The following is a 22,328-nucleotide window of genomic DNA, read 5'->3' on the forward strand; positions in this document are numbered from 1 at the left end:
CAGGTCCGGGCCCGCGGTACTCCGACAGCCGAGGGGGTCTCAGAGCGGGACGACGGTCGTCTCGGTCGCCTTGATGCTCGTCCACACCGACACCCCGTCCGCGAGGCCGAGTTCGGCGGCGGCCTGCGGGGTGATCTCCGCGACCACGTCCGGCGCCCGCTCGGAGGTGATCAGTACGCGCAGCCGGCTGCCGCTGGCGGTGATCTCGCGGACGGTGCCCGGCCAGACGTTGCGAGGGCTGCCACTCGGCCTGTCCCGATGTACGGCGACCGCTTCGGGGGCGATGACCGCGAGCGCCTCCGTGCCCGCCGGCAGCGGGTCGGCCACGACGAACAGGCCGCCTCCGTCCACGAGTTCGAGCCCGTCGGCGGTCGCCGTGCCCGGCCAGGCGTTGCGCCCGAGCATGCGGGCCACCCAGGGCGAGCGCGGATGCCGGGTGACCTCGGCGGGTACGGCGTCCTGGACTGCGCGGCCCTCGTCGAGCACCAGGACGCGGTCGGCCAGTGACACGGCCTCGACCGGGTCGTGCGTGACGATCAGGCAGACCCCGCCGAAGCCGTCGAGATGGCGGCGCAGGGTGTGGCGTACCTGGGCGCGGGTCGTCTGGTCGAGCGCGGCGAGGGGTTCGTCGAGGAGCAGGAGCCGGGGCCGGACCGCCAACGCCCTTGCCAGCGCGACCCGTCCGGCCTGACCGCCCGAGATCTGGGACGGTTTGCGGTGCGCGAGATGGCCGACGCCGAGCCGGTCGAGCCACACCTGTGCGGTGCGGCGGGCCTCGGCCCGCGGTACGCCATGGGCGCGCGGGCCGTACGCCGTGTTGGCGAGCGCGGTGAGGTGCGGGAAGAGGGCGCCGTCCTGGGGCACCCAGGCGACTCCCCTGCGGTGCGGGGGCAGTCGGGTGACGTCTGTGTTGCCGAGGCGCAGCTCGGCGTGGGCGCGCGGGGTGAGGCCGAGCAGGGCCCGCAACAGGGTCGTCTTGCCCGCGCCGTTGGGGCCGACGACGGCGATGGTGGTGCCGGGGTCGGCGTCCAGGACGAGCTGGGTGAAGCCGGTGACCTCGGCGTGCAGGGACCAGAGTTCCCTGTCGGGGGCGACGGGCTCCGCCGCACCGGTCGCCGGTGAACTGTCCTCGTCCGCCGGGGACTTGACCGCGTACGGGCGCGTACTTCCCGGTGTGCCCGTGAAGCGGCCGCGCAGGGCGATGAGTACCGCCATGGCGATGGCGAGCAGGAGGAGGGAGACCGAGGTGGCGGCCGCCGGGTTCTCCTGGAGGAGCAGATAGACCTGGAGGGGCAGGGTCTGGGTGGTGCCGGGGAGGTTGCCCGCGAAGGTGATGGTGGCGCCGAACTCGCCGAGGGCGCGGGCCCAGGTGAGGGCGGCGCCGGCGATCAGGCCCGGGGCCACCATGGGCAGCGTGACGGTCGCGAAGACCCGTAGCGGCGAGGCGCCCAGTGAGGCCGCGGTCTCCTCGTAGAGCGGTCGCAGTCCGGCGATCGCCCCTTCGAGACTGATGATCAGGAAGGGCATCGCGACGAAGGTGGCGGCGAGGACCGCGCCCGAGGTGTGGAACGGCAGCGTGATGCCGAAGGTGTCCTCCAGCCAGGGACCGAGCAGCCCGCGCCGGCCGAAGGCGAGCAGCAGCGCGACACCGCCGACGGTGGGCGGCAGCACCATCGGCAGCAGCACGAGCGAGCGGACGAGGCTCTTGCCGGGGAACGGCACCCGGGCGAGCAGCCAGGCCAGCGGGACGCCGAGTACGAGGGACAGCCCGAGCGACCAGAAGGAGACGACCAGCGAGAGCTTCAGCGCCTGGCTGGTGCCGGGGCTGGTCAGGTGGCCGCCCAGGTCGCCCCAGTCGGTGCGGGCCAGGATGCCGGCCAGCGGGAGGACCAGGAAGGCAATGGCGAGCAGGGCGGGGAGGGCCAGCGGGAGGGGCGTGCGGAAGGCACGGGAGGCGCGGGAGGTACGAGGGGTTTGAGGGGTACGGACGCCACCGGAACCACCGGAGCGACGGAAGCCACGGGAGCGCCTGGTCTCGTGGTCCGGCTCGCTGGGGCGTACGGCCTTCATGATCCGTTCCGGCCTCTCGGTCCGTTGCTGCGTCGTTGCGTTGTTGCATTGCCGCGTTGCTGCGTTGTCGCGTTGCTGCGTTGTCGCGTTACTGCGTTACGGCTTCTCGAAGCCCGCGGCACGCAGGATCTTCTGGGCCTCGGCCGTGGAGAGCCAGGTCACGAAGGCCTGGGCCGCCGCGGAGTGCCGGGCCTCCTTGAGGGTCGCCGCCGGGTAGGAGGCGATGGCGTTCTGGTCGTCGGGGATCGTGACGGTGTCGACCTGGTCGATCGCCGTGGCCGCGTCGGTCCTGTAGACGATGCCCGCGTCCGCCTCGCCGAGCTCGACCTTGCTGAGCACCGCGCGGACACTGGCCTCCTCGGAGACCGGCTTCACGGTGATCTTCTGGGCGTCGAGGACCTGCCTGCTGTAGCGGCCGACCGGGACCTCGGGGGCGGCAAGCACGACCTTCAGCCTGCTGTCGGCGAGGTCCTTGAGGCTGTCGATCTTCTCCGGATTGCCCTTGTCGGTGGCGATGACCAGGCGGTTCTTGGCGATGACGGTCGGGGTGCCGGTGTCGGAACCCAGCCCGTCCATGGTCTTGGTGTCGGCGGTGACGAGCGCGTCGGCGGGGGCGCCCTGCTCCACCTGTGCGGCCAGTTCCTGGGACCCGGCGAAGGAGAAGGTCACCTTCGTGCCCGGGTGCTCCTTCTCGTACGCGGCGCCGGCGGTCTTGAACACGTCGGTCAGCGAGGCGGCGGCCAGCACGGTCAGACCGACCTTGGAGGAGCCCGCGGCCTCGGTGCCTCCGCCGTCCCCGCCGTCCCCGCCCCCGCAGGCGGCGAGCGACAGGAGCAGGGCGGTGGCCAGGACGGCGGCCGCGGCACGGCGTCGCGTCTTGGTGACGTGGGTCATGGGCTGGGACATGGTGCGGGGCTCCTGGGGACTGGGGCCGGCCGGTGCTGTCCGGTCAGGTGCATTCAGGTGCGGTCAGGTCCGGTCAGGTCCGGTCGATGTGCACGTTGGTCGACTTCACCCGGGCGGTGGCCTGCATACCGACTTCCAGGCCCAGTTCCTCGACTGCCTCCCGAGTCAGCAGGGAGACCAGCCGGTGCGGGCCCGCCTGGATGTCGACCTGGGCCGCGACGTCGCCGAGCTTGATGGCGGTGACGATGCCGGGGAAGGCGTTACGGGCCGAGGTGTACGGAGTGTCCTCCTCGCCGGAGCCGCTGGTGCCGCCGGCGCCACCCGCACCGCTCTGGGCGAGCTCGACGGAGAAGGCGGCGAGATCCCGGCCGTCGATGAGGCGACGGCCGCCCTCGTCGCGGTGGGTGGCGACCCGGCCGGCGTCCGCCCAGCGGCGCGCGGTGTCGGGACTGACGCCCAGCAGGCGTGCCGCCTGACCGATGCTGTAGGACTGCATATGCGCAAGATTATGCCGTTAGGCCTCGCAACTGCAATGCCTTGCCGGATCGTCCATGGCAGATGCGGTTCCGGGTGGAGGGAAGAGCGCGACGGCAAAAGCCGACCGCCCCACGGCAAGACTGGGCGACCGGCTTTCGAGGAACGCTCGGGTCAGGCCTTGACCCCGGACGCCCCCGACACCCCCGACACCTCGGCTTCCCCGGTTGCCTCGGGAGCGGAATCCGGCGCCGTGTCCGGCCCGGACCGCACGGCCGCCTTGGGGACGGGGATGAGGAAGGCGACGATCGCCGCCGCGACGCCCACTCCGCAGCCGATCAGCATGGCGACGCGGAAGCCGCTCTCCGAGGGCAGGGCGAAGCCGCCGAAGTCCGTGGTCATCTGGGCGAGGACCACGGCCATCACGGCGGCCGACACCGAGCTGCCGATGGAGCGCATCAGCGTGTTGAAGCTGTTGGCCGAGGCGGTCTCCGACTGCGGAACCGCGCCCATGATCAGGGCGGGCATCGCACCGTAGGCGAAGCCGACACCCGTGTTGGCGACGATGGTCACGACGAGCAGGCCCCAGAGGGAGCCGGTGCCGATCATCGGCAGGGAGATGCCGTAGCCGAGGGCGATGACGGCGGCTCCGACGGCCAGGGTGACCCTGGGGCCCTTGGCCGCGGAGAGCTTGGCGCCGATCGGCGACATGACCATCATCATCAGGCCCGCCGGGGCCATCCACAGGCCCATGGCCAGCATCGACTGGCCCAGGCCGTAGCCGGTGGCCTCGGGCAGCTGGAGCAGCTGCGGTACGACGAGGGACTGGGCGTACATCGCGAACCCGATGAGGATCGAGGCCGCGTTCGTCATCAGCACCTGCGGACGGGCGGTCACGCGCAGGTCGACCAGCGGCTCGGCGGTACGCAGCTCCCACCGGCCCCAGACCAGCAGCAGGACGATCGCGGCGGCGAGCAGGCCGAGCGTGCTGCCACTGCCCCAGCCCCAGTCGGCGCCCTTGGAGACGGCGAGGAGCAGGCAGACCAGGGCGACGCCCAGACCGAACGCGCCGAGCAGGTCGAAGCTGCCCTTCGCGGTGTTCTCCCGGCCGGCGGGCACGAAGACGGCGATCAGGGTGCCGACGGCGAGGGCCAGCGCGGCGACGACCCAGAACAGCACGCGCCAGCTGGCGTTCTCGGCGATCGCCGCGGCGAACGGCAGGCCGAGCGCGCCGCCCACCCCCATGGACGCGCTCATGATCGCGATGGACGAGCCGAGCTTCTCCGCCGGTACGACGTCGCGCAGGAGGCTGATACCGAGGGGCACCACACCCATGCCGAGGCCCTGCAGACCGCGCCCGGCGATCATCGGGACCACCGAGGAGGACAGGGCGCAGACGACGGAGCCGATGACCAGCGGGGCCAGCGAGACCAGAAGCATGCGCTTCTTGCCGTACATGTCACCGAGGCGGCCGGCGACAGGGGTGATGACGGCGGCCGCGAGCAGCGTGGCGGTGATGACCCACGAGGCGTTCGAGGCGCTGGTGTCGAACAGGGTGGGCAGTTCCCCGATCAGCGGCACCACCAGGGTCTGCGTGATCGCGGCGACGATGCCCGCGAAGGCGAGGATGCCGACGACACCGCCGGAGCCGGCTTCGAGCTTGGGTCTTTCCACGGGTACTCCCTCATGCGCTATGCATACGATGTGCATGATGCACGCCTCGTGCAGCATACACATCGCAGATGACAGCCATGCCGCTCGAAGGCGAGGCCATGCTGCTCGGGCGCCGCCCGAACCCGCTTACTCCGGCCACTCCCAGGCGATGCCGTGGATGCCGGCCGCGCAGCGGCCCGGGGCCGCGTGGACCGTGTGCGAGGCGTCCAGCGCGACACGGTGGTTGTAGCTCTTGTCCGCTCCGGAATACTCACGGTAATAGCGGTGACTGACCGTCGGCAGAGCCGCCGGATGGAAATAGATGTGCAGCAGGTAATCGCGCAGCCGAACGCGGGTGTAGCGCTCGTAATGATGGTCGGTCCCGTCACCGGGTTCGACGGAGACCGTGTAGTCGACGACCACGGTCTCGTTTCTCACGAGTTTCCGGCCGAATTCGATATCGATCACAACGGTATTCAGCTCGGGCAGAAAACGCACTTCTCCGGATACTCCGCACCGCACGTCGGTACGGACCGCGCGGGCTCCGCTGTCGAAGGTGTGGACGGCGGTGAGGCGGTCGGCGCCGTCCCGGCTGGCGCGCAGCACCTGCTGGATGGCGATGGAGCTGAGCCGCCGGTTCTCGTCGATGGTGACGGTCTCCCAGATGCTCAGGGTGCTGACCGACTCGTTGAGCCGGGCGAAATCGGCACCGAGGATCTGTTCCGCGAGGGAGTTCTCGCCGAGCACGCGGTGGGAGGAGAGCAGGTCGTGACCCGGTGGCGCGGTACGGCCCCGGGGCCGGTACGGGCCGATCAGCGCGCGGAGCGTGCCGGGCGGCAGTTCGAGGATGGTCTCCAGCGCGTCCACGGCCCTCAGGGAGTCGGCGCGTTCGGGCTCGCTCCGCCCGCGCTGCCAGTAGCTGAGGGTGGCGAGGCTGATCTGGATGCCCTGGTCTGCGAGCCGGCTGCGCACTCTCTCCAGCGACAGACCACGTCTCTTGACGGCTCCCTGGAAGACCAGGGCGAAGGTGGATTCCGCCGGCGGCGGCTCATCGGGCAGAGCCGGTCCGGGCGGGAGGGGGGTGTCCTGATCCACTGCGCCTCCGGCATCCGGACGGACGGGGCCGCCCACCGTATCCGATGGGCGGCCCGGCCTGTCCTGAGGGCGGTGACCGGTCAGTTGGTGTTGAGGGTCAGGCCGTAGTGCGAGAGAGCGTCATCCAGGGGCTGGAAGTAGGACGAGCCGGGCGAGTTGACGCTGCCGTTGCACCGCTGGCTCGACGGGCCGCCCGAGGTCATGCCCTGGGCCTGGTTGCCGGAGATGTACGCGCCGCCGCTGTCGCCGCCCTGGGTGCAGACCGACGAGCTGCCGAGGCCGGTGACGACGGTGTCGGGGCCGCCGTTGGCGTCGCTGTAGGTGACGGTGACGTTGTACGAGCTGACCTTGCCGCAGGTCCAGCCGGTCGTACGGCCCGACTTGCACAGGTCCGCCCCGGACGCGGCCCGCCGGCTGCCCTGGACGGCGACGGTGCCGGCCTTGCCGTACGTCCCGACCTGGGTGGCTATGGAGTTGCCGGAGTCGAGGGCCGCGATGCCCATGTCGACGCTGTCGCTGCCCACCGCGAACCGGGAGTCGGTGCCCTGGGCGAAGCGCGTGCCCTTGTACGACAGGACCGGGAGGTCCTCGATGCAGTGGCCGGCGGTGACGAGGTACTGCTTGCCCGAGGAGTTCCGGGCACCGAATCCGACCGAGCAGACAAAGCCGTTGAAGGCCATCTCGTCGCCCGGGGTGACGACCGCCTGCGTGACGAGTCTCTGCTGGTCCTCCACCACGCGTACGGCGTCACCGTGGGCCTCGGCCGCCCGGAGGAAGGACTTGGCCGCGGCGCTCCGGTCGCTGTCGACGTTCACGGTGACGGTGTCGGAGGCCAGGTCGACCGACCAGGCGGTGACACCGGTGGGCGTACGCTTCAGCGCCTTGGCGTCCAGTTCGGCCTTGATCCGGTCGAGCGCGGCCTGGCCGTGCTCGGGCACCCGGGACGTCAGGCCCGCGTCCTCGATGCGCTGTTCGCTCCGGCTGCCGGTGGTGTTGACGACGAGGGCGCCGGCCTTGTCGAAGTAGGCGCCGTCCATCGGGACGCCCTGCCGGGCCAGCTTCGAGAGCTCGTTCTGCTGGGCCGCCTGGCCGTCGAGCCGGTCGGCCGCGACCTGCTCACTGACGCCGAGACTCGTCGCCAGGGCCTTGATCATCGCCGGATCGTAGCGCTCGGCGGTCTGCTGGGCCGTCAGCTCACCGGCCTGGGCGCCGGTCACCGAGGTGACGGAGAGCAGCGCGCCGACGGCCACGACCACGAGTGTTTTCCGGGAAACTCGCACAGTCATTCCTTCCGGTCTCAGACCGCGCAGCCGTACATGGGGGGTCTGTGCAATGACTGGTGAGTCGATTCCACAGGATGGCTGCGGGACTGACGGCAACCTGCTTGCCTGGTTACCGCGAACGGAACTCTGGCTTATTTCCTCGGGTCGCTTCAAGAGAAGTCCGGCGACCTAAATTCAACAGAGTTGGCTCTCGCTGTTGAAATCATGTGGAGAGAGTGTGCGGGTCGCATGAATCACGGTTATTTCGCCCGCCGAAAAAACCCCGTCCACAACACTCGCGGTGAATGCGCCGAGAGCATTGATTCGCGGGCTAATTCCGATTTGCCGCGCTCCGGACTGAGCTGGGCCGGGCCCCCTCACGGAGGCCCCGGCCCAGCTCAGTCCGACACCCGAGCACGACGGCTCAGAACATCGTGTTGTCGTTCGCCGAGGTCTCCGGCACGGCCTGCGTGACGTCCCAGTGCTCGACGATCTTTCCGTTACGGACCCGGAAGAGGTCCACCACCGCGTTGCCCCGGTCGTCGGGGCTGGTCTTGTCGTTGCTGTGGACGGCCACCAGGTCGCCTTCGGCGATGACGCGCTTGGGGAGCGTCACCGCGTTCGGGAACTGCTTGAAGTAGTCGGTGAAGCCCGCCTGGAACTCCTTCAACCCGTCCCCGAAGGCGGGGTTGTGCTGGTAATAGGTCTTCGCCGAGACGTACTTGCCGGCCGCCGACACGTCATGACCCACCAGCACCTTGTTGAAGAAGGCGGTCACCAGGCGCTTGTTGGCCTTGGTGTCGCAGGGTGAGCCGGGAGCCTCGGTGCGCGGTGAACTCAGCGTGGAGAACATGTCGTTACCGCTGACCGTGGTCTCCGGCACGTTCTGGCCGGCGTCCCAGTGCTCGGCGATCCTGCCGCCCTGGAAGCGGAAGATGTCGAAGACCGCGGAGCCCCGGGTGCCGGGCGTCATGACGACGTTGGAGTGCACGAGCACGAGGTCCCCGTCGGCGATGACGCGCTTGACGTCGTACTTCGCGTCGGGGAACTGCTGGTGCACGGTGGTGCCGAGGTTCTTGAGCGCCGCGGAACCGTCGGGGGCGAACGGGTTGTGCTGGATGTAGTCCGGCCGTACGAAGCGGTCGACGACCTGGGTGTCGCCGCGCTCGAACACGCCCTTGAGGACGCGGACGGCGACGGACTTCTCGTACGCCTTCTCCTGTCCGGCGCCGTGCGCGACGACCGCGGGCAAGGAGTTGGGCGCGGCGACCGCGGAAGGCGCGACGGCCACGGCGGTGACGGCCGCGACGGCGAGCGTGGCAGCGAGGGTCCGGCGGGCGGGTGCGTTGACGATGCTCACGGTGTTCTGTTCTCCGGTTCCTGTGGGGGGACTGAGAAAGATCGCACCGACAACATACTTGTACTTTCAAGTTGTACGCCATTCACGCGGCCGCGTCCGCAGGCGTCACCCACCGAGTCCCCCGTGACTCCACTTGACCGATCCCCTCTCCGCCCACCTGCACCTCCGCCCCAACTGCCGCCTCCGCTTTGTTGGCTGATCCTTCATCACTCCGACACATCCTGACGCTCGCATTTGTCGACGCGCCCCAGGAGAGTGATCTGCGCATGCCAAGCAGGCCGCCTACCCCACACCGCGGCCGACCAGGAGGACGCAGTGCAGAAGAGCTCGCGCATCCGCAAAGCCTCACTCACCCTCGGCAGCGCGGTCGCGCTGGTCATCGCCTTCCCGAGCAGCGCGTTCGCCGCCCCGCCGGGGGCCCTGCCCGGCAACGCGGACGAGCTCGAGAAGACGTACCAACCGGCGTACGACTACGACACGGACGGCTGCTACCCCACGCCCGCCATCGGCCCCGACGGAACCGTGAACGGCGGCCTCAACCCGTCGGGCGCCCCGCAGGCCGAGTGCCACGACGCGTCGGACCTCGCCAACACCAACGGGTACGCGCGGTCCAAGTGCAACAACGGCTGGTGCGCGATCATGTACGGCCTCTACTTCGAGAAGGACCAGGCGACGATCGGCGGCCACCGCCACGACTGGGAGCACGCCGTTGTGTGGGTGCAGAACAACCAGGCGCAGTACGTATCCACCTCCGCCCACGGCGAGTTCACCGTCTACGGCCGCGACCGGATCCGCTGGGACGGCACACACCCCAAGATCGTCTACCACAAGGACGGCGTGAGCACGCACGCCTTCCGCGCCGCGGACTCCGGCGACGAGCCGCCGGAGAACGACAACCACACCTGGCAGTACCCCAGCCTGGTCGGCTGGAACGGCTACCCCGCGGGCCTCCGCGACAAGCTGTCCCAGTACGACTTCGGCAGCGCCAACTTCGCCCTGAAGGACGCCAACTTCAACAACGACCTCGCGAAGGCCAAGCCGGCGGGCATCTCCTTCGACCCCAACGCCTGACAGTGTCCGAGGCGACTTGACCGACCGTTGTGCGAGGTGGGGCACGAGACGCCTGCTGAGGTTGGACAGCGGGACGCGGCCAGGAATACTGGAGTGATGGACGCGGGTGGGTACGCGGCGTGGGCCGCTGCGGTGACGAGTGTCGCCACGTTGGTGGTGACGACGGTCGTCGGGGGACGCAGGGAGAACCGCCTATGGGCACGCGAGGCACTGACGGACGCGTTCGTCGCCTTCCTGACGGCGAGTTGGCAGCATTCCGACCTCGCGAAGGTGTCGGCGACACCGCCTGACACCTCATCGGCCGAGGCGATGGCCGGCCAGTACGGCGAGATGCGCAATCAGCTGACGCGGCTACGGCTGCTGTCGCCCCCCGACGTGGTGCGGGCCGGCGAGGCGCTCCTGCGGCTTCAGCGCACGGTGCAGAACGCGGGGTCCGCGTCCGAGCGAACGGAGGCGCTGGCAGCGGCGGCCGCGGGGCGCCACGACATGGTGTCCGCGGCACAGAAGGCGATGGGGCTCCGCCGGCCGTGGGGCGCCGCGCCAAGAGGGCTGCGGAGCGCCTCCACCACTCGCGGCCTGCCGGAACCCCGGCAGCCCTCCGGTTCCGCAAGGGCCCGTGCCGGCGAGGTCTCGTAGCACGTCTGCCGCCGCGCGGATCAGGCAGATCAGACAGTCATGGCGGAGAAGCGACGGAAGTTCGATTCGGCGTTCCGTGAAGGTGCGGTACGGATCATGACGGGTGATCAGCGACTTCAGACCGCACCGCATCCCGCACCGTGTCTCGTGCCGCGCCTTGGGCGTGAGTGAAACGTGCTTCTACAAGCACCGCATCCGCCGACCGACTCGGCGCCACTGGGTCGGCCTCAACGAGGGGCCGGCCGCCCACCCGGCCAACGGTGGCCGCAACAAGCACCATGCGACTCGCATCACACTGCGTGCACCCACGACAAGAACACCTGACTAGTCAGATACCGTCTTGTCAGGTGAACGGCTCGCACCCAGCGGGCGCGGGCCCCATTCGCGACCGAACAGCGACGAGCTCTGATGGACACACTCGAATTCACCGTCATCGATCCGGACTTCCCGGTCGGCAGCAAGAGCAAGACCGCCACCGGCGCGCCGCCGAGATCCTCGACTCCGGCAAGAAGTTCACCGCCGGCCTCACCACCGGCCTGATGAGCACGCCGCACCAGAACACCGGCTTCGCCGGTTCCACTTCCGCCGTCCCGGCCGAGGCGGTCCGCCGCCCGTACGCCGGGAACATCCCTGCCCCCACGCAGAAAGGGTTACCCAAGTGACCAGCCTTCCCAGTCGACGGCGCCTCCTCACCACCGGAGCGGGCGCCGCACTCGGCCTCGGCGCGCTCGGCGCCACCGCGTCCCCCGCCGCGGCCGCCCCTGCCACAGCCACGCGCGGTGCCGATGCCAGTGCCCGTGCCGGCGCCGAGGAGACCAGGACCCTCGACGAGCTGTACCAGGCCGCCGTCGCCGAAGGCGGCAAGCTCGTGATCTACGCGGGCGGCGACCTCGCCGACTCGGGCAGCGGCGCCGGCGCCCGGACCGCCTTCCGCCAGCGGTTCCCGGAGATCGACCTCGACCTCATCGTGGACTACAGCAAGTACCACGACGTACGCGTGGACAACCAGTTCGCGACCGACACCCTCGTCCCCGACGTGGTGCAGTTGCAGACGCTGCACGACTTCACCCGCTGGAAGCGCCAGGGGCGGCTGCTGTCCTACAAGCCCGCCGGCTTCAGCAAGCTCCACAAGAAGTTCAGGGACGCGGACGGTGCCTGGGTGGCCGGCATGGTCATCGCCTTCAGCTACCTGTACGACGTGGCGGCGGCCGGGGCCGACGCGCCGCAGACGCCGCTGGACCTGGTCGACCCGCGCTGGAAGGGCGCCATCGCCTCCTCCTACCCGCACGACGACGACGCGGTGCTCTACCTCTTCGCCCTCTACGCCGAGACCTACGGCTGGGACTGGGTGGCCGACTTCGCCGCCCAGCAGCCGCAGTTCGCCCGCGGCTCCTTCTCCCCCGGCACCGCGGTCACCAGCAAGGAGAAGATCATCGGCGTCGGCGCGGGTGGCAACCCGCTCGCCACCAGCCCGAACCGCTGGATGATGACCGACGGGCACCCGTTCATGGCGTGGGGACAGCGGATCGCGATCCTGAAGCAGGCCGCCAACCCCACGGCGGCCAAGCTCTACCTCAACTGGCAGCTGTCCACCGAGCGCCAGACCTCCAACAGCTGGTCGGTACGCACGGACATCGCGCCGCCCACCGGCCTGAAGCCGATCTGGGAGTACCCGAACGCCAACCTGGACGGCTTCCCCCGCTTCATGGAGGACCGGGCCCAGGTCGAACGCCTGAAGCAGACCTTCGCCCTCTACTTCGGCGAGGTCAAGGGCGACCCGACCCCCGGCTGGCCCGGCCTGCACCCGGGCGCCTGACCCCCGACAGGCCCCGTACCGGTCGGTCCCGCCGCCTCCGAGCCGTCGCATCACGACGTCTCCGGTGTCCCTGCCCGCCCATCGGCGGGTAGGGATGTCCCCCACCGCGGCCACTCAGTGAACGTCGCGTCCCCGCCTCCGTTCCCCAACAAAACCGCAGGTCAGGAGCCCTTGGCCGCCGGTTCAAGGATGGCGACGCACTCCACATGATGAGTCATAGGAAACAGATCGAACGCCCGCAACGTCCGCACCCGATACCCCCCGTCCCGGAAGTACCCCAGATCCCGCGCCAGCGCCGCCGGGTCGCACGCGACGTAAGCGATCTTGCGAGCCCCCAGCGAAGCCAGGTGCTGGACCGTCTTCTTGCCGGCGCCCGCGCGGGGCGGGTCGAGGACGACGAGGTCGACCTCGGTGATGCCGGTGCGCGGCAGGACCGCCTCGACCTTGCCCTGCTCGATGCGGACGCGGTCGAATGCGGCGAGGTTGTGCCGGGCGTCCTCCACCGCACGCTTGCCGGACTCGATGCCGAGGACCGCGCCCTTGTCGCCGATGCGGTCCGCCAGGGCGCCGGCGAAGAGGCCGACGCCGCAGTAGAGGTCGAGGGCCATGTCGCCCTTGCGCGGCAGCAGGCCCTGCATGACCGCCTTGACGAGGGTGTCGGCCGCCTTCGGGTGGACCTGCCAGAAGCCGCCGCTGCCGACCCGGTGGGTGCGGTCGTCGGCGCGCTCGCGGACGAAGCCACGGCCGTGGACGCGGTGGATACCGCCGTCGTGCTCCTCGACGCGCATCACGGAGACGGGCCTGTCAAGTTCGACGAGGGGCAGCCGTGCGCCCGGCTTCGGTTCGAGGATCACCATGCGGTCCTGCGAACCCGTCGCCGCGATCGCCTCGACCGACTGCATCCCGGACCAGTCGTGCTTCTCGATGCCCAGCTCGGAGACACCGGGCGCCGCGATCATGCAGTGCTCGACGGGCTCGACCTCGTGCGAACGGTGGCGGCGCAGACCGGCGTTGCCGTCCTCGTCCACCGCGTACTGCACGCGCGTACGCCAGCCCGGCACCTCACCGGCGGGCAGCTTGTCGCCCTCGGCCGGCATCACCGTGCCGTCCCAGCCGGCCTCCTCCGGAGTGAGGCCCGCGAGCCGCTTGAGCTGCTCGGCGATGACCTCGCCCTTGAGGCGGCGCTGCGCGCCCGGCTTGGCGTGCTGCCAGTCGCAGCCACCGCAGCGGCCGGGTCCGGCGTACGGACAGGGAGCCTCGACCCGGTCCTTGGAGGCCTCCAGGATCTCGACCGCGTCCGCGCGCAGGAAGCGCGAGTCCTCCTCGCCCTCCGTGACGCGCGCGAGGACCTTCTCGCCGGGCAACGCGTGCCGGACGAAGAGGACCTGGCCCTCGGCCGTACGGGCGATGCAGTGCCCACCGTGGGCGACCGGGCCGATCTCGACCTCGTACTCCTGCCCCACGAGCGACCCCGCCGGCGTTTTCTTGGGTTCTGCCTGCATGGCGGGGTGACTCCAGATGCGAAATGGGGAACGGCCGGACAACAGCCCACCAGTCTACGTGGACGCCGCCCGACCGCTCACCACAAGCCCGTCAGCCCTTGGGAGTGCTGGACTCCTTCGGCCGCTCCTCCGCCGGACCGCGCCGCACCGCACCCGGCGCGTTCCACTCCTGCCGCTTGCGGGCCCGCTTCCGCGCGACCTCGGAGGACTCCAGCTGGTACGGCACGGACGTCACCATCACGCCCGGCGTGAACAGCAGCCGCCCCTTGAGCCGCAGCGCGCTCTGGTTGTGCAGCAGCTGCTCGTACCAGTGGCCGACCACGTACTCGGGGATGATCACGGAGACCGCGTCGCGCGGGGACTCCTTGCGCAGGCTCTTCACGTACTCGATGACCGGCCGCGTGATCTCGCGGTACGGCGAGTCGAGGACCTTCAGCGGTACGTCGATGCCGCGCCGCTCCCACTCCTCGCGCAGGATCTTCGTCTCGGCCGGGTCGACGTTGACGCTGAGCGCCTCCAGGGTGTCGGAGCGCATCAGCTTGGCGTAGGCGAGGGCGCGCAGCGTCGGGCGGTGGATCTTGGAGATCAGGACGACCGAGTGGACGCGGGAGGGGCGCACGCTGTCGTCGGAGGGGCCCTCGGGCGCGGCGATCTCCTCGGAGACCCGGTCGTAGTGCTTACGGATCGCGGACATGATCGCGTAGAAGATCACCATGCCGAGCAGCGCGACCCAGGCACCGTGCGTGAACTTGGTGACCAGCACGACGACCAGCACAAGGCCGGTGAAGAAGGCACCGAAGGTGTTGATCGCCCGGGAGCGCATCATGCGGCGGCGCTTGGCCTGGTCCTTCTCGGTGGCCAGGTGGCGGTTCCAGTGCCGGACCATGCCGGTCTGGCTGAGCGTGAAGGACACGAACACGCCGACGATGTAGAGCTGGATGAGACGGGTCGAGTCGGCGCCGTAGACCCACACCAGCAGGATGGCCGCGCCGGCGAGCAGCACGATGCCGTTCGAGAAGGCGAGGCGGTCGCCGCGGGTGTGCAGCTGGCGGGGCAGATAGCGGTCCTGCGCGAGGATCGAGCCGAGCAGCGGGAAGCCGTTGTACGCGGTGTTGGCGGCCAGGAAGAGGACGAGCGCGGTGGCCGCGGCGAGCACGATGAACAGGAAGCTGCCGTCGCCGAACACGGCCTCGGCGACCTGCGAGATCACCGGGTTCTGGACGTAGTCGGAGCCGACCGCGACGCCGTTCCGGAGCAGGTCGTGCGCCGGGTTCTCGGCCATGCGGACCTTCGTCTCCATGGCCAGGGCGATGATGCCGCAGAACATGGTGACGGCGAGCAGGCCCATCATCGCGAGCGTCGTCGCCGCGTTCTTCGACTTGGGCTTGCGGAAGGCCGGGACGCCGTTGGAGATCGCCTCGACGCCGGTGAGCGCGGCACAGCCCGAGGAGAAGGCGCGCAGCAGCAGGAAGACCAGGGCGAAACCCGCGAGTCCCTGGTGCTCGGCCTTGATCTCGAAGTCGGCGGTCGGCGCCTTCATGGTGTCGTCGAGGACCAGTCCGCGGTACGCGCCCCACGCGATCATGAGGAAGACGCCCGTCACGAAGACGTACGTCGGGATGGCGAAGAGCTTCCCGGACTCCTTGACCCCGCGCAGGTTCATCAGCGTGAGCAGCACGATGACGGCGACCGCGCAGAGCACCTTGTGCTCGATGACGAACGGGATGGCCGAGCCGAGGTTCTCGATGCCGGACGAGATCGACACGGCGACGGTCAGGACGTAGTCGACCAGCAGCGCGCTGGCGACGGTAAGGCCGGACTTGGGGCCGAGGTTGGTGTTGGCGACCTCGTAGTCACCGCCGCCGCTGGGGTAGGCGTGCACGTTCTGCCGGTACGAGGCCACGACGGTGAACATCAGCACGACGACCGCGACGGCGATCCAGGGGCTGAAGTGGTAGGCCGACACGCCCGCGATGGAGAGGACCAGGAGTACTTCCCCCGGTGCGTACGCCACGGAGGAAAGCGGGTCGGAGGCGAAGACGGGCAGTGCGATGCGCTTCGGCAGGAGTGTCTCTCCCAGCCGGTCACTGCGCAGTGCGCGCCCGATCAAGATCCGTTTGGGCACGTCGGTCAGTTTGGACACGCAGAGGATCGTAAGCGGTCGAACACGGCCACGCCCACCCTCCCCCGCCCCGGGCGACGCCCGATTACGAGGACTTTCTTCCCGCCCTCTGCTCTCCGAGTGAAATCGGTGCGGCCCCGGTTGCGGATCGCGCGGCCGCACCGATCCGCGTGCCTATATGAAAAAGGCCAAACCTTTGCTCTGCTTTACCACTTCATGGAGGTCACATGCATGCCACCGCGGAGTTCCTCGGCGCCGCCGCCGGACTCGTCGGCCTCGGGATCCTGACCCTCGTCAGCGTCCGCAGCATCAGCCGCCGCTGATCGTCCGGAAGCCGTGGGCGACCGTGCACGGGGGTGCCCCCGGCGGACCGCGCGTGTGTAGCTTGGGCATCGGTCTGAGACCCTGTTCCAGCCTGAGCAGGATTTAGCCTGAGCAGTAACTTTTGATACCGGAAGGACGGTCGTGCACATCGTCATCATGGGCTGCGGGAGAGTGGGTTCCGCTCTTGCCCAGACCCTGGAGCAACAGGGGCACACGGTCGCCGTGGTCGACCAGGACCCCACCGCCTTCCGACGACTGGGCTCCGGGTTCGGCGGCCGTCGCGTCACCGGAGTCGGCTTCGACCAGGACACCCTGCGCGAGGCGGGCATCGAGGAGGCCGGCGCCTTCGCCGCCGTCTCCAGCGGTGACAACTCGAACATCATCGCCGCCCGGGTGGCCCGCGAGATGTTCGGCATCGAGAACGTCGCGGCACGCATCTACGACCCCCGCCGCGCCGAGGTCTACCAGCGCCTGGGCATCCCGACCGTCGCCACCGTCCGCTGGACCGCCGACCAGATGCTGCGCCGGCTGCTGCCCTCGGGCGCCGAGCCGCTGTGGCGCGACCCGACCGGCGGTGTGCAGCTCGCCGAGGTGCACGCGGCCGCGTCGTGGGTGGGCCAGCGGATCAGCCGGCTCCAGGAGGAGACCGGCGTACGCGTGGCCTTCCTCACCCGGCTGGGCGAGGCGGTGCTGCCCACCTCGCAGACAGTGCTCCAGGAGGGTGACCTGGTGCACGTGATGATGCGCACGGACGACGTCGAGAAGGTCGAGGCGGCGTTCGCCGAGGGCCCCGAAGAGGAAGGCGGTCACTGATGAGGGTCGCCATTGCCGGTGCCGGCGCCGTGGGCCGCTCGATCGCGGGCGAGCTCCTGGAGAACGGGCACGAGATCCTGCTGATCGACAAGGCGCCGACCGCCATCTCGGTCGAGCGCGTCCCGCAGGCGGAGTGGCTGCTCGCCGACGCCTGTGAGATCACGTCCCTGGACGAGGCGGCGCTCCAGCGCTGCAACGTGGTCATCGCCGCGACGGGCGACGACAAGGTCAATCTCGTCGTCTCCCTCCTGGCGAAGACCGAGTACGGGGTCCCGCGCGTCGTCGCCCGCGTCAACAACCCCAAGAACGAGTGGCTGTTCACCGAGGCCTGGGGCGTGGACGTCGCCGTCTCCACCCCGCGTCTGATGTCGGCCCTGGTCGAGGAGGCGGTGAGCGTCGGCGACCTGGTCCGGCTGCTCCGCTTCAGCCACGGCGACGCCAACCTGGTCGAGCTGACCCTGCCCCCCGAGTCGGCCCTGGCCGGCACACAGGTGGGCGACGTCGAATGGCCCGAGGACACGTCCCTGGTCACCATCATCCGCGGCACGCGTGTCCTCACCCCGTCCCGGGAGGACTCCCTGGAGGCGGGCGACGAGCTGCTGTTCGTGGCGGCCCAGGCCCGCGAGGAGCAGCTGGAGGACCTGCTGTCGGTGCGCCGCGAGGACGCGGCGGGCTGATTTCCGGAGATACGAGACTGAGGGCGCCCGGAGATCTCCGGGCGCCCTCAGTCTCGTATGCGCTACTGAAGCTGCTGAAGTGGACGCGCTCCTACTGGGTGCGCTGGGCCCTCTCGGCCGCCTCGCGCTCCTGCTCCGCTTTTTCCTCCGCCTCCATCTCCGCGAACACGTCGATCGGCGCGGGCGCCTTCGCGAGGAAGACCCAGGTGAGCCAGACCGCCAACAGGAACGGCGGGATCTTCAGGGCGACCAGGACCCAGCCGAGCTGAGTCGTGTCGGCCCACCAGTAGAGCGGGAAGAGGATCGCGCACTTGGCGAGCAGGATCAGGCCCCAGGCGTAACTGGCCTTCGAGTAGGCCTTCTTGCGGCCCGGGTTGCGGGTGCGCCAGGAGAGGTTCTCCTTGAAGACCGGGCCCAGGATCAGGCCCAGCAGGGGGACTCCGGCGAGGGTCGTGATGAGGTAGGCGAGGGCGAGGCCGAGCGTGTAGAGCATGCCCGGCAGGTAGAAGTCCTTCGCGTTGCCCGTCATCATCGCGAAGACCACGCCGAAGGCGACCCCGAAGACGCCGCTGAAGGCGTGCTTGACGGTGTCCTTCATGACCAAGCGGACCACGACGAGCAGGATGGAGACACCGAGGGCCGCGATGGCCGCCGAGTGCAGATCCTTGTTGATCGTGTAGATCGTCACGAAGAGCAGTCCCGGCAGGACCGTCTCGATCATGCCCCGCAGACCGCCGAACGCCTCGAAGAGCGCGGCCTCGGTCACCGCCCGCGAATCCTGGGCGTCTTCGGTCGGCTTGTCGAGCGACGTCACCGGCTACTCCCGTCCGAGGGGTCTGAGTTCGTATTTGGGGTTGAACAGCACCCGGCGGCCCCGGCTCATCGAGATCCGGCCCGATGCGATCAGCTTGCGCCCCGGTTCTATCCCGACTATGGAGCGCCTGCCCAGCCACACCACGTCCAGGGCGGCCGAACCGTCGAACAGCTCGGCCTCCAGGGCCGGGACACCGGCCCTCGGGCGCAGGGTGACCGTGCGCAAGGTACCAGTAACGGTGACCACCTGTCGGTCGTGGCAGTCCCCGATGCGCGTGCACCCCGCGGTCACGGCGTCCTCGCGCAGCTCCTCCGACTCCAGGTCCTCCTGAGAGGAGGAGAGCCGGTCGAGCATGCGCCGGAACCGGCCCGCCGGCTTTTCGGAACGAGGGACAGCACTCATGCCTAAAAGCGTACCGGGGGGCGCTGACAGCTACGTACCCCTGGTGCTACCGCTCGAACCGGTACCCCATCCCCGGCTCGGTGATGAAGTGCCGGGGGTGCGCCGGGTCCGCCTCCAGTTTGCGGCGCAGCTGGGCCATGTAGACCCGCAGGTAGTTCGTCTCGGTGCCGTAGGAGGGGCCCCAGACCTCCTGGAGCAGCTGTTTCTGGCTGACCAGGCGGCCCGTGTTGCGCACCAGCACCTCCAGGAGGTGCCACTCGGTCGGGGTGAGGCGCACGTCACGGCCGTCCCGGTTGACCTTCTTGGCGGCCAGGTCGACGGTGAAGTCCGCGGTCTCCACGATCACGTCCTCCTCGTCGCCCCCGGTGGGCTCGGCCCGGCGGACGGCGGCTCTCAGCCGGGCGAGCAGCTCGTCCATGCCGAAGGGCTTGGTGACGTAGTCGTCGGCGCCCGCGTCGAGGGCCTCCACCTTCTCGTCGGAGGAGTGCCGGGCGGACAGCACCAGGATCGGTACCCGGGTCCAGCCGCGCAGCCCCTTGATCACCTCGACGCCGTCCATGTCGGGCAGGCCCAGATCGAGCACGATCACGTCGGGGTGGCGGGCGGCCGCGAGTTTGAGCGCGGTGGCGCCGTCGGAGGCCGCGTCCACCTCGTACTTGCGCGCCTTGAGGTTGATCACGAGAGCTCTGGTGATCTGCGGCTCGTCGTCGACCACGAGGACGCGGGTCATGAAGCCTGCCTTTCCGGTTGTACGAGTTCCACGACTTCGCCCAGTCCATCGGGTCCGTCGGGCCGGGACGGAGCCGCCCGGAGGGTCAGGACCATGGTGAGGCCGCCGCCGGGGGTGTCCTCGGCGTCGAGGGTGCCGCCCATGGCCTCGGCGAAGCCCCGCGCCACCGCCAGGCCCAGGCCGACCCCGGCACCGCGGGGAGCGTCCCCGTAGCGCTGGAAGGGCGCGAAGATCCGGTCCTTGGCCTCGTCCGGGACGCCGGGGCCGCGGTCGACCACCCGCACCTCGACGCGGTCGCCGAGCGCGCTGGCGGAGACCAGGGCCGGCCGGTCCGCGGGGCTGTACTTGACGGCGTTCTCGACGATGTTGGCGACGGAGCGCTCCAGCAGGCCCGGGTCGACGGCGACCATGGGCAGGGTCTCGGGGATCTCCAGGTGGACGCTGTCCTCGGGTACGCCGCCCAGCGCCATCGGGACCACCTCGTCGAGGTCGATCTCGCGGATCAGCGGGGTGACCGTGCCTGTCTGGAGCCGGGACATGTCGAGCAGGTTGCCCACCAGGTGGTCGAGGCGGTCGGCGCCCTCCTCGATGCCCTCCAGGAGTTCGGCCTCGTCCTCCTCGGACCAGGCCACGTCGTCGGACCTGAGGGACGACACGGCGGCCTTGATGGCGGCCAAGGGCGTGCGCAGGTCGTGGCTGACGGCGGCGAGCAGGGCGGTGCGGATGCGGTTTCCCTCGGCGAGTGCGCGGGCCTGGTCGGCCTCCTCCTGGAGGCGTCGGCGGTCCAGGACGACGACGGCCTGGGCGGCGAAGGCGGCCAGCACCCGGCGGTCCTCGGCGGGCAGTACGCGGCCGGAGAGGGCGAGTGCGGTGTGGTCGCCGACCGGCATGTCCACGTCCGCGTCCTCGGGGAGCGTCGGCGGATGCGGGCCGACACTGCCCGCGCAGGTCCACGGGTCGATGTCGCTCAGGCGCTCCAGCAGGGCGACCGACTCCATGGCGAAGGTCTCCCGGACCCGCTCCAGGAGGGCGTCGAGGCTGGTCTCGCCGCGCAGCACGCTGCCGGCCAGGAAGGAGAGGATCTCCGACTCGGCGCGCAGCCTGGCCGCCTGGTGCGTGCGCCGGGCGGCGAGGTCCACCACCGAGGCCACCGAGACCGCCACACCCACGAAGATCACGATGGCGACGAAGTTCTTGGGGTCGGCGATGGTCAGCCGGTGCAGCGGCGGGGTGAAGAAGTAGTTCAGCAGCAGCGAGCCGAAGGCCGCCGAGGCGAGGGCCGGCAGCAGTCCGCCGAGCAGCGCCGCCGCCACGATCAGCGTCAGGAACAGCAGCATGTCGTTGGCAAGACCGAGGTCCGCGGAGCTGTGGGTCAGCAGCAGCGAGAGGACCACGGGGCCGACGACACCGGTCAGCCAGCCCGCGATGATCCGGGAGCGGCCGAGCCGCGCACCCCGGGCCACCGGCAGGCCGCGTCCCTTGCCCACCTCGTCGTGCGTGATCAGGTGCACGTCCAGGTCGGGCCCCGACTCCCGGGCGACCGTGGCGCCGACGCCGGGCCCGAAGACGTACTGCCAGCCCTTGCGCCGGGACACGCCCAGGACGATCTGGGTGGCGTTGACACCGCGGGCGAACTCCAGCAGGGCGGCCGGGATGTCGTCGCCGATGACGTGGTGGAAGGTGCCGCCGAGGTCCTCGGCCAAGGTGCGCTGGACGGCCAGCTCCTTCGGTGAGGCGGAGGTGAGTCCGTCGCTGCGGGCGATGTAGACGGCCAGCACCTCGCCGCCGGCGCCCTTCTCGGCGAGCCGGGCGGCACGGCGGATCAGGGTGCGGCCCTCGGGACCGCCGGTCAGGCCTACGACGATGCGCTCGCGGGCCTGCCAGGTGGAGCGGATGCCATGCTCGCCCCGGTACTGCTGGAGGTACGCGTCGACCCGGTCGGCCACCCAGAGCAGGGCCAGCTCGCGCAGGGCGGTGAGGTTGCCGGGCCGGAAGTAGTTGGAGAGGGCCGCGTCGACCTTGTCCGGCTTGTAGATGTTGCCGTGCGCCATCCGCCGCCGCAGCGCCTGGGGCGACATGTCGACCAGCTCGATCTGGTCGGCGCGGCGCACCACCTCGTCAGGGACGGTCTCCCGCTGCCGTACGCCGGTTATCGACTCGACGACGTCACCGAGCGACTCCAGGTGCTGGATGTTCACCGTCGACACGACGTCGATCCCGGCGGACAGGAGTTCCTCGACGTCCTGCCACCGCTTGGCGTTCCGTGAGCCGGGCACATTCGTGTGGGCCAGTTCGTCCACCAGGGCGACGGCCGGAGCCCGTTCCAGGACCGCGTCCACGTCCATCTCGGTGAAGACGGTGTCCCGGTAGGCGAGCTCCTTGCGCGGGATCTCCTCCAGGCCGTGCAGCATCACCTCGGTGCGCGGCCGGTTGTGGTGCTCCACGAACGCCACCACGCAGTCCGTGCCCCGCTCCACACGCCGGTGCGCCTCGGACAGCATCGCGTAGGTCTTGCCGACGCCCGGCGCCGCACCGAGGTAGATCCGAAGCTTGCCGCGTCCCATGGCCCCATTGTCTTCCCAAACACACCGAACACACTGT

General features: G+C 70.0%; 19 protein-coding genes. 6 read left to right on the forward strand and 13 right to left on the reverse strand.

Going from position 1 to position 22,328, the window contains the following annotated elements:
* Window positions 1-39: 39 nt before the first annotated feature.
* The 7 genes from AB0I18_RS24845 to AB0I18_RS24875 form a co-directional block, all read right to left on the reverse strand.
* On the reverse strand, window positions 40-2,070 hold the full coding sequence (locus AB0I18_RS24845) for an ABC transporter permease (protein ID WP_363107763.1): 2,031 nt from the start codon (window positions 2,068-2,070) through the stop codon (window positions 40-42).
* Window positions 2,071-2,166: 96 nt separating this feature from the next.
* The gene (gene modA, locus AB0I18_RS24850; protein ID WP_363107816.1) at window positions 2,167-2,964 is read right to left on the reverse strand and encodes a molybdate ABC transporter substrate-binding protein; all 798 of its coding nucleotides are present in this window, start codon (window positions 2,962-2,964) and stop codon (window positions 2,167-2,169) included.
* Between the two features lie 85 nt (window positions 2,965-3,049).
* Window positions 3,050-3,472 (reverse strand): helix-turn-helix transcriptional regulator, encoded by a 423-nt coding sequence (locus AB0I18_RS24855; RefSeq protein ID WP_363107764.1) that lies wholly within the window; start codon window positions 3,470-3,472, stop codon window positions 3,050-3,052.
* 152 nt (window positions 3,473-3,624) lie between these two features.
* A complete protein-coding gene (locus AB0I18_RS24860) occupies window positions 3,625-5,124 on the reverse strand; it encodes an MFS transporter (RefSeq protein WP_363107765.1) in 1,500 nt (499 codons plus the stop codon).
* Window positions 5,125-5,250: 126 nt separating this feature from the next.
* The gene (locus tag AB0I18_RS24865) at window positions 5,251-6,198 is read right to left on the reverse strand and encodes an XRE family transcriptional regulator (RefSeq protein WP_363107766.1); all 948 of its coding nucleotides are present in this window, start codon (window positions 6,196-6,198) and stop codon (window positions 5,251-5,253) included.
* Between the two features lie 80 nt (window positions 6,199-6,278).
* The gene (locus AB0I18_RS24870; protein WP_363107767.1) at window positions 6,279-7,478 is read right to left on the reverse strand and encodes a S1 family peptidase; all 1,200 of its coding nucleotides are present in this window, start codon (window positions 7,476-7,478) and stop codon (window positions 6,279-6,281) included.
* A 406-nt stretch (window positions 7,479-7,884) separates the two neighbouring features.
* Window positions 7,885-8,820, reverse strand: coding sequence for a nuclear transport factor 2 family protein (locus AB0I18_RS24875; RefSeq protein WP_363107768.1), 936 nt, complete (start codon window positions 8,818-8,820; stop codon window positions 7,885-7,887).
* A gap of 315 nt (window positions 8,821-9,135) precedes the next feature.
* Between AB0I18_RS24875 and AB0I18_RS24880 the strand changes: the two genes are divergently transcribed.
* From AB0I18_RS24880 to AB0I18_RS24895, 4 genes are all read left to right on the forward strand, one after another.
* Window positions 9,136-9,891 carry an NPP1 family protein gene (locus AB0I18_RS24880; protein ID WP_363107769.1) on the forward strand — a complete coding sequence of 252 codons (756 nt, stop codon included), beginning with the start codon at window positions 9,136-9,138 and terminating at the stop codon, window positions 9,889-9,891.
* A 96-nt stretch (window positions 9,892-9,987) separates the two neighbouring features.
* On the forward strand, window positions 9,988-10,527 hold the full coding sequence (locus AB0I18_RS24885; protein ID WP_363107770.1) for a hypothetical protein: 540 nt from the start codon (window positions 9,988-9,990) through the stop codon (window positions 10,525-10,527).
* Between the two features lie 408 nt (window positions 10,528-10,935).
* Window positions 10,936-11,067, forward strand: coding sequence for a hypothetical protein (locus AB0I18_RS24890; RefSeq protein WP_363107771.1), 132 nt, complete (start codon window positions 10,936-10,938; stop codon window positions 11,065-11,067).
* 118 nt (window positions 11,068-11,185) lie between these two features.
* Entirely contained in the window at window positions 11,186-12,343 is a 1,158-nt protein-coding gene (locus AB0I18_RS24895) for an ABC transporter substrate-binding protein (RefSeq protein WP_363107772.1), read from the forward strand.
* 161 nt (window positions 12,344-12,504) lie between these two features.
* Here AB0I18_RS24895 and AB0I18_RS24900 read toward each other — a convergent pair whose 3' ends face one another.
* Window positions 12,505-13,845: a class I SAM-dependent RNA methyltransferase gene (locus AB0I18_RS24900; protein ID WP_363107773.1), complete on the reverse strand. Its 1,341-nt coding sequence runs from the start codon at window positions 13,843-13,845 to the stop codon at window positions 12,505-12,507.
* 91 nt (window positions 13,846-13,936) lie between these two features.
* The gene (locus AB0I18_RS24905) at window positions 13,937-15,988 is read right to left on the reverse strand and encodes an APC family permease (RefSeq protein WP_363107774.1); all 2,052 of its coding nucleotides are present in this window, start codon (window positions 15,986-15,988) and stop codon (window positions 13,937-13,939) included.
* Window positions 15,989-16,432: 444 nt separating this feature from the next.
* Here AB0I18_RS24905 and AB0I18_RS24910 point away from each other — a divergent pair, with 444 nt between their 5' ends.
* Both AB0I18_RS24910 and AB0I18_RS24915 read left to right on the forward strand, forming a co-directional pair.
* Window positions 16,433-17,104 (forward strand): TrkA family potassium uptake protein, encoded by a 672-nt coding sequence (locus AB0I18_RS24910; protein ID WP_363107775.1) that lies wholly within the window; start codon window positions 16,433-16,435, stop codon window positions 17,102-17,104.
* Window positions 17,104-17,781, forward strand: coding sequence for a TrkA family potassium uptake protein (locus AB0I18_RS24915; protein ID WP_363107776.1), 678 nt, complete (start codon window positions 17,104-17,106; stop codon window positions 17,779-17,781). Before AB0I18_RS24910 ends, AB0I18_RS24915 begins: the two co-directional genes overlap by 1 nt.
* Window positions 17,782-17,872: 91 nt before the next feature.
* Here the strand turns inward: AB0I18_RS24915 and AB0I18_RS24920 are convergent, their stop codons facing one another.
* Genes AB0I18_RS24920 through AB0I18_RS24935 form a run of 4 tightly spaced genes read right to left on the reverse strand, consistent with a single transcriptional unit; the run spans window position 17,873 to window position 22,291 of the window.
* Window positions 17,873-18,595: a DUF3159 domain-containing protein gene (locus AB0I18_RS24920; RefSeq protein ID WP_363107777.1), complete on the reverse strand. Its 723-nt coding sequence runs from the start codon at window positions 18,593-18,595 to the stop codon at window positions 17,873-17,875.
* A gap of 3 nt (window positions 18,596-18,598) precedes the next feature.
* Window positions 18,599-18,997, reverse strand: coding sequence for an OB-fold nucleic acid binding domain-containing protein (locus tag AB0I18_RS24925; RefSeq protein WP_363107778.1), 399 nt, complete (start codon window positions 18,995-18,997; stop codon window positions 18,599-18,601).
* A 46-nt stretch (window positions 18,998-19,043) separates the two neighbouring features.
* A complete protein-coding gene (locus AB0I18_RS24930) occupies window positions 19,044-19,727 on the reverse strand; it encodes a response regulator (protein WP_363107779.1) in 684 nt (227 codons plus the stop codon).
* Entirely contained in the window at window positions 19,724-22,291 is a 2,568-nt protein-coding gene (locus tag AB0I18_RS24935) for a sensor histidine kinase KdpD (protein ID WP_363107780.1), read from the reverse strand. Before AB0I18_RS24935 ends, AB0I18_RS24930 begins: the two co-directional genes overlap by 4 nt.
* Between the last annotated feature and the right edge of the window lie 37 nt (window positions 22,292-22,328).

Origin of the sequence: Streptomyces sp. NPDC050704, assembly GCF_040654355.1 — a bacterium.
GTDB lineage: Bacteria > Actinomycetota > Actinomycetes > Streptomycetales > Streptomycetaceae > Streptomyces.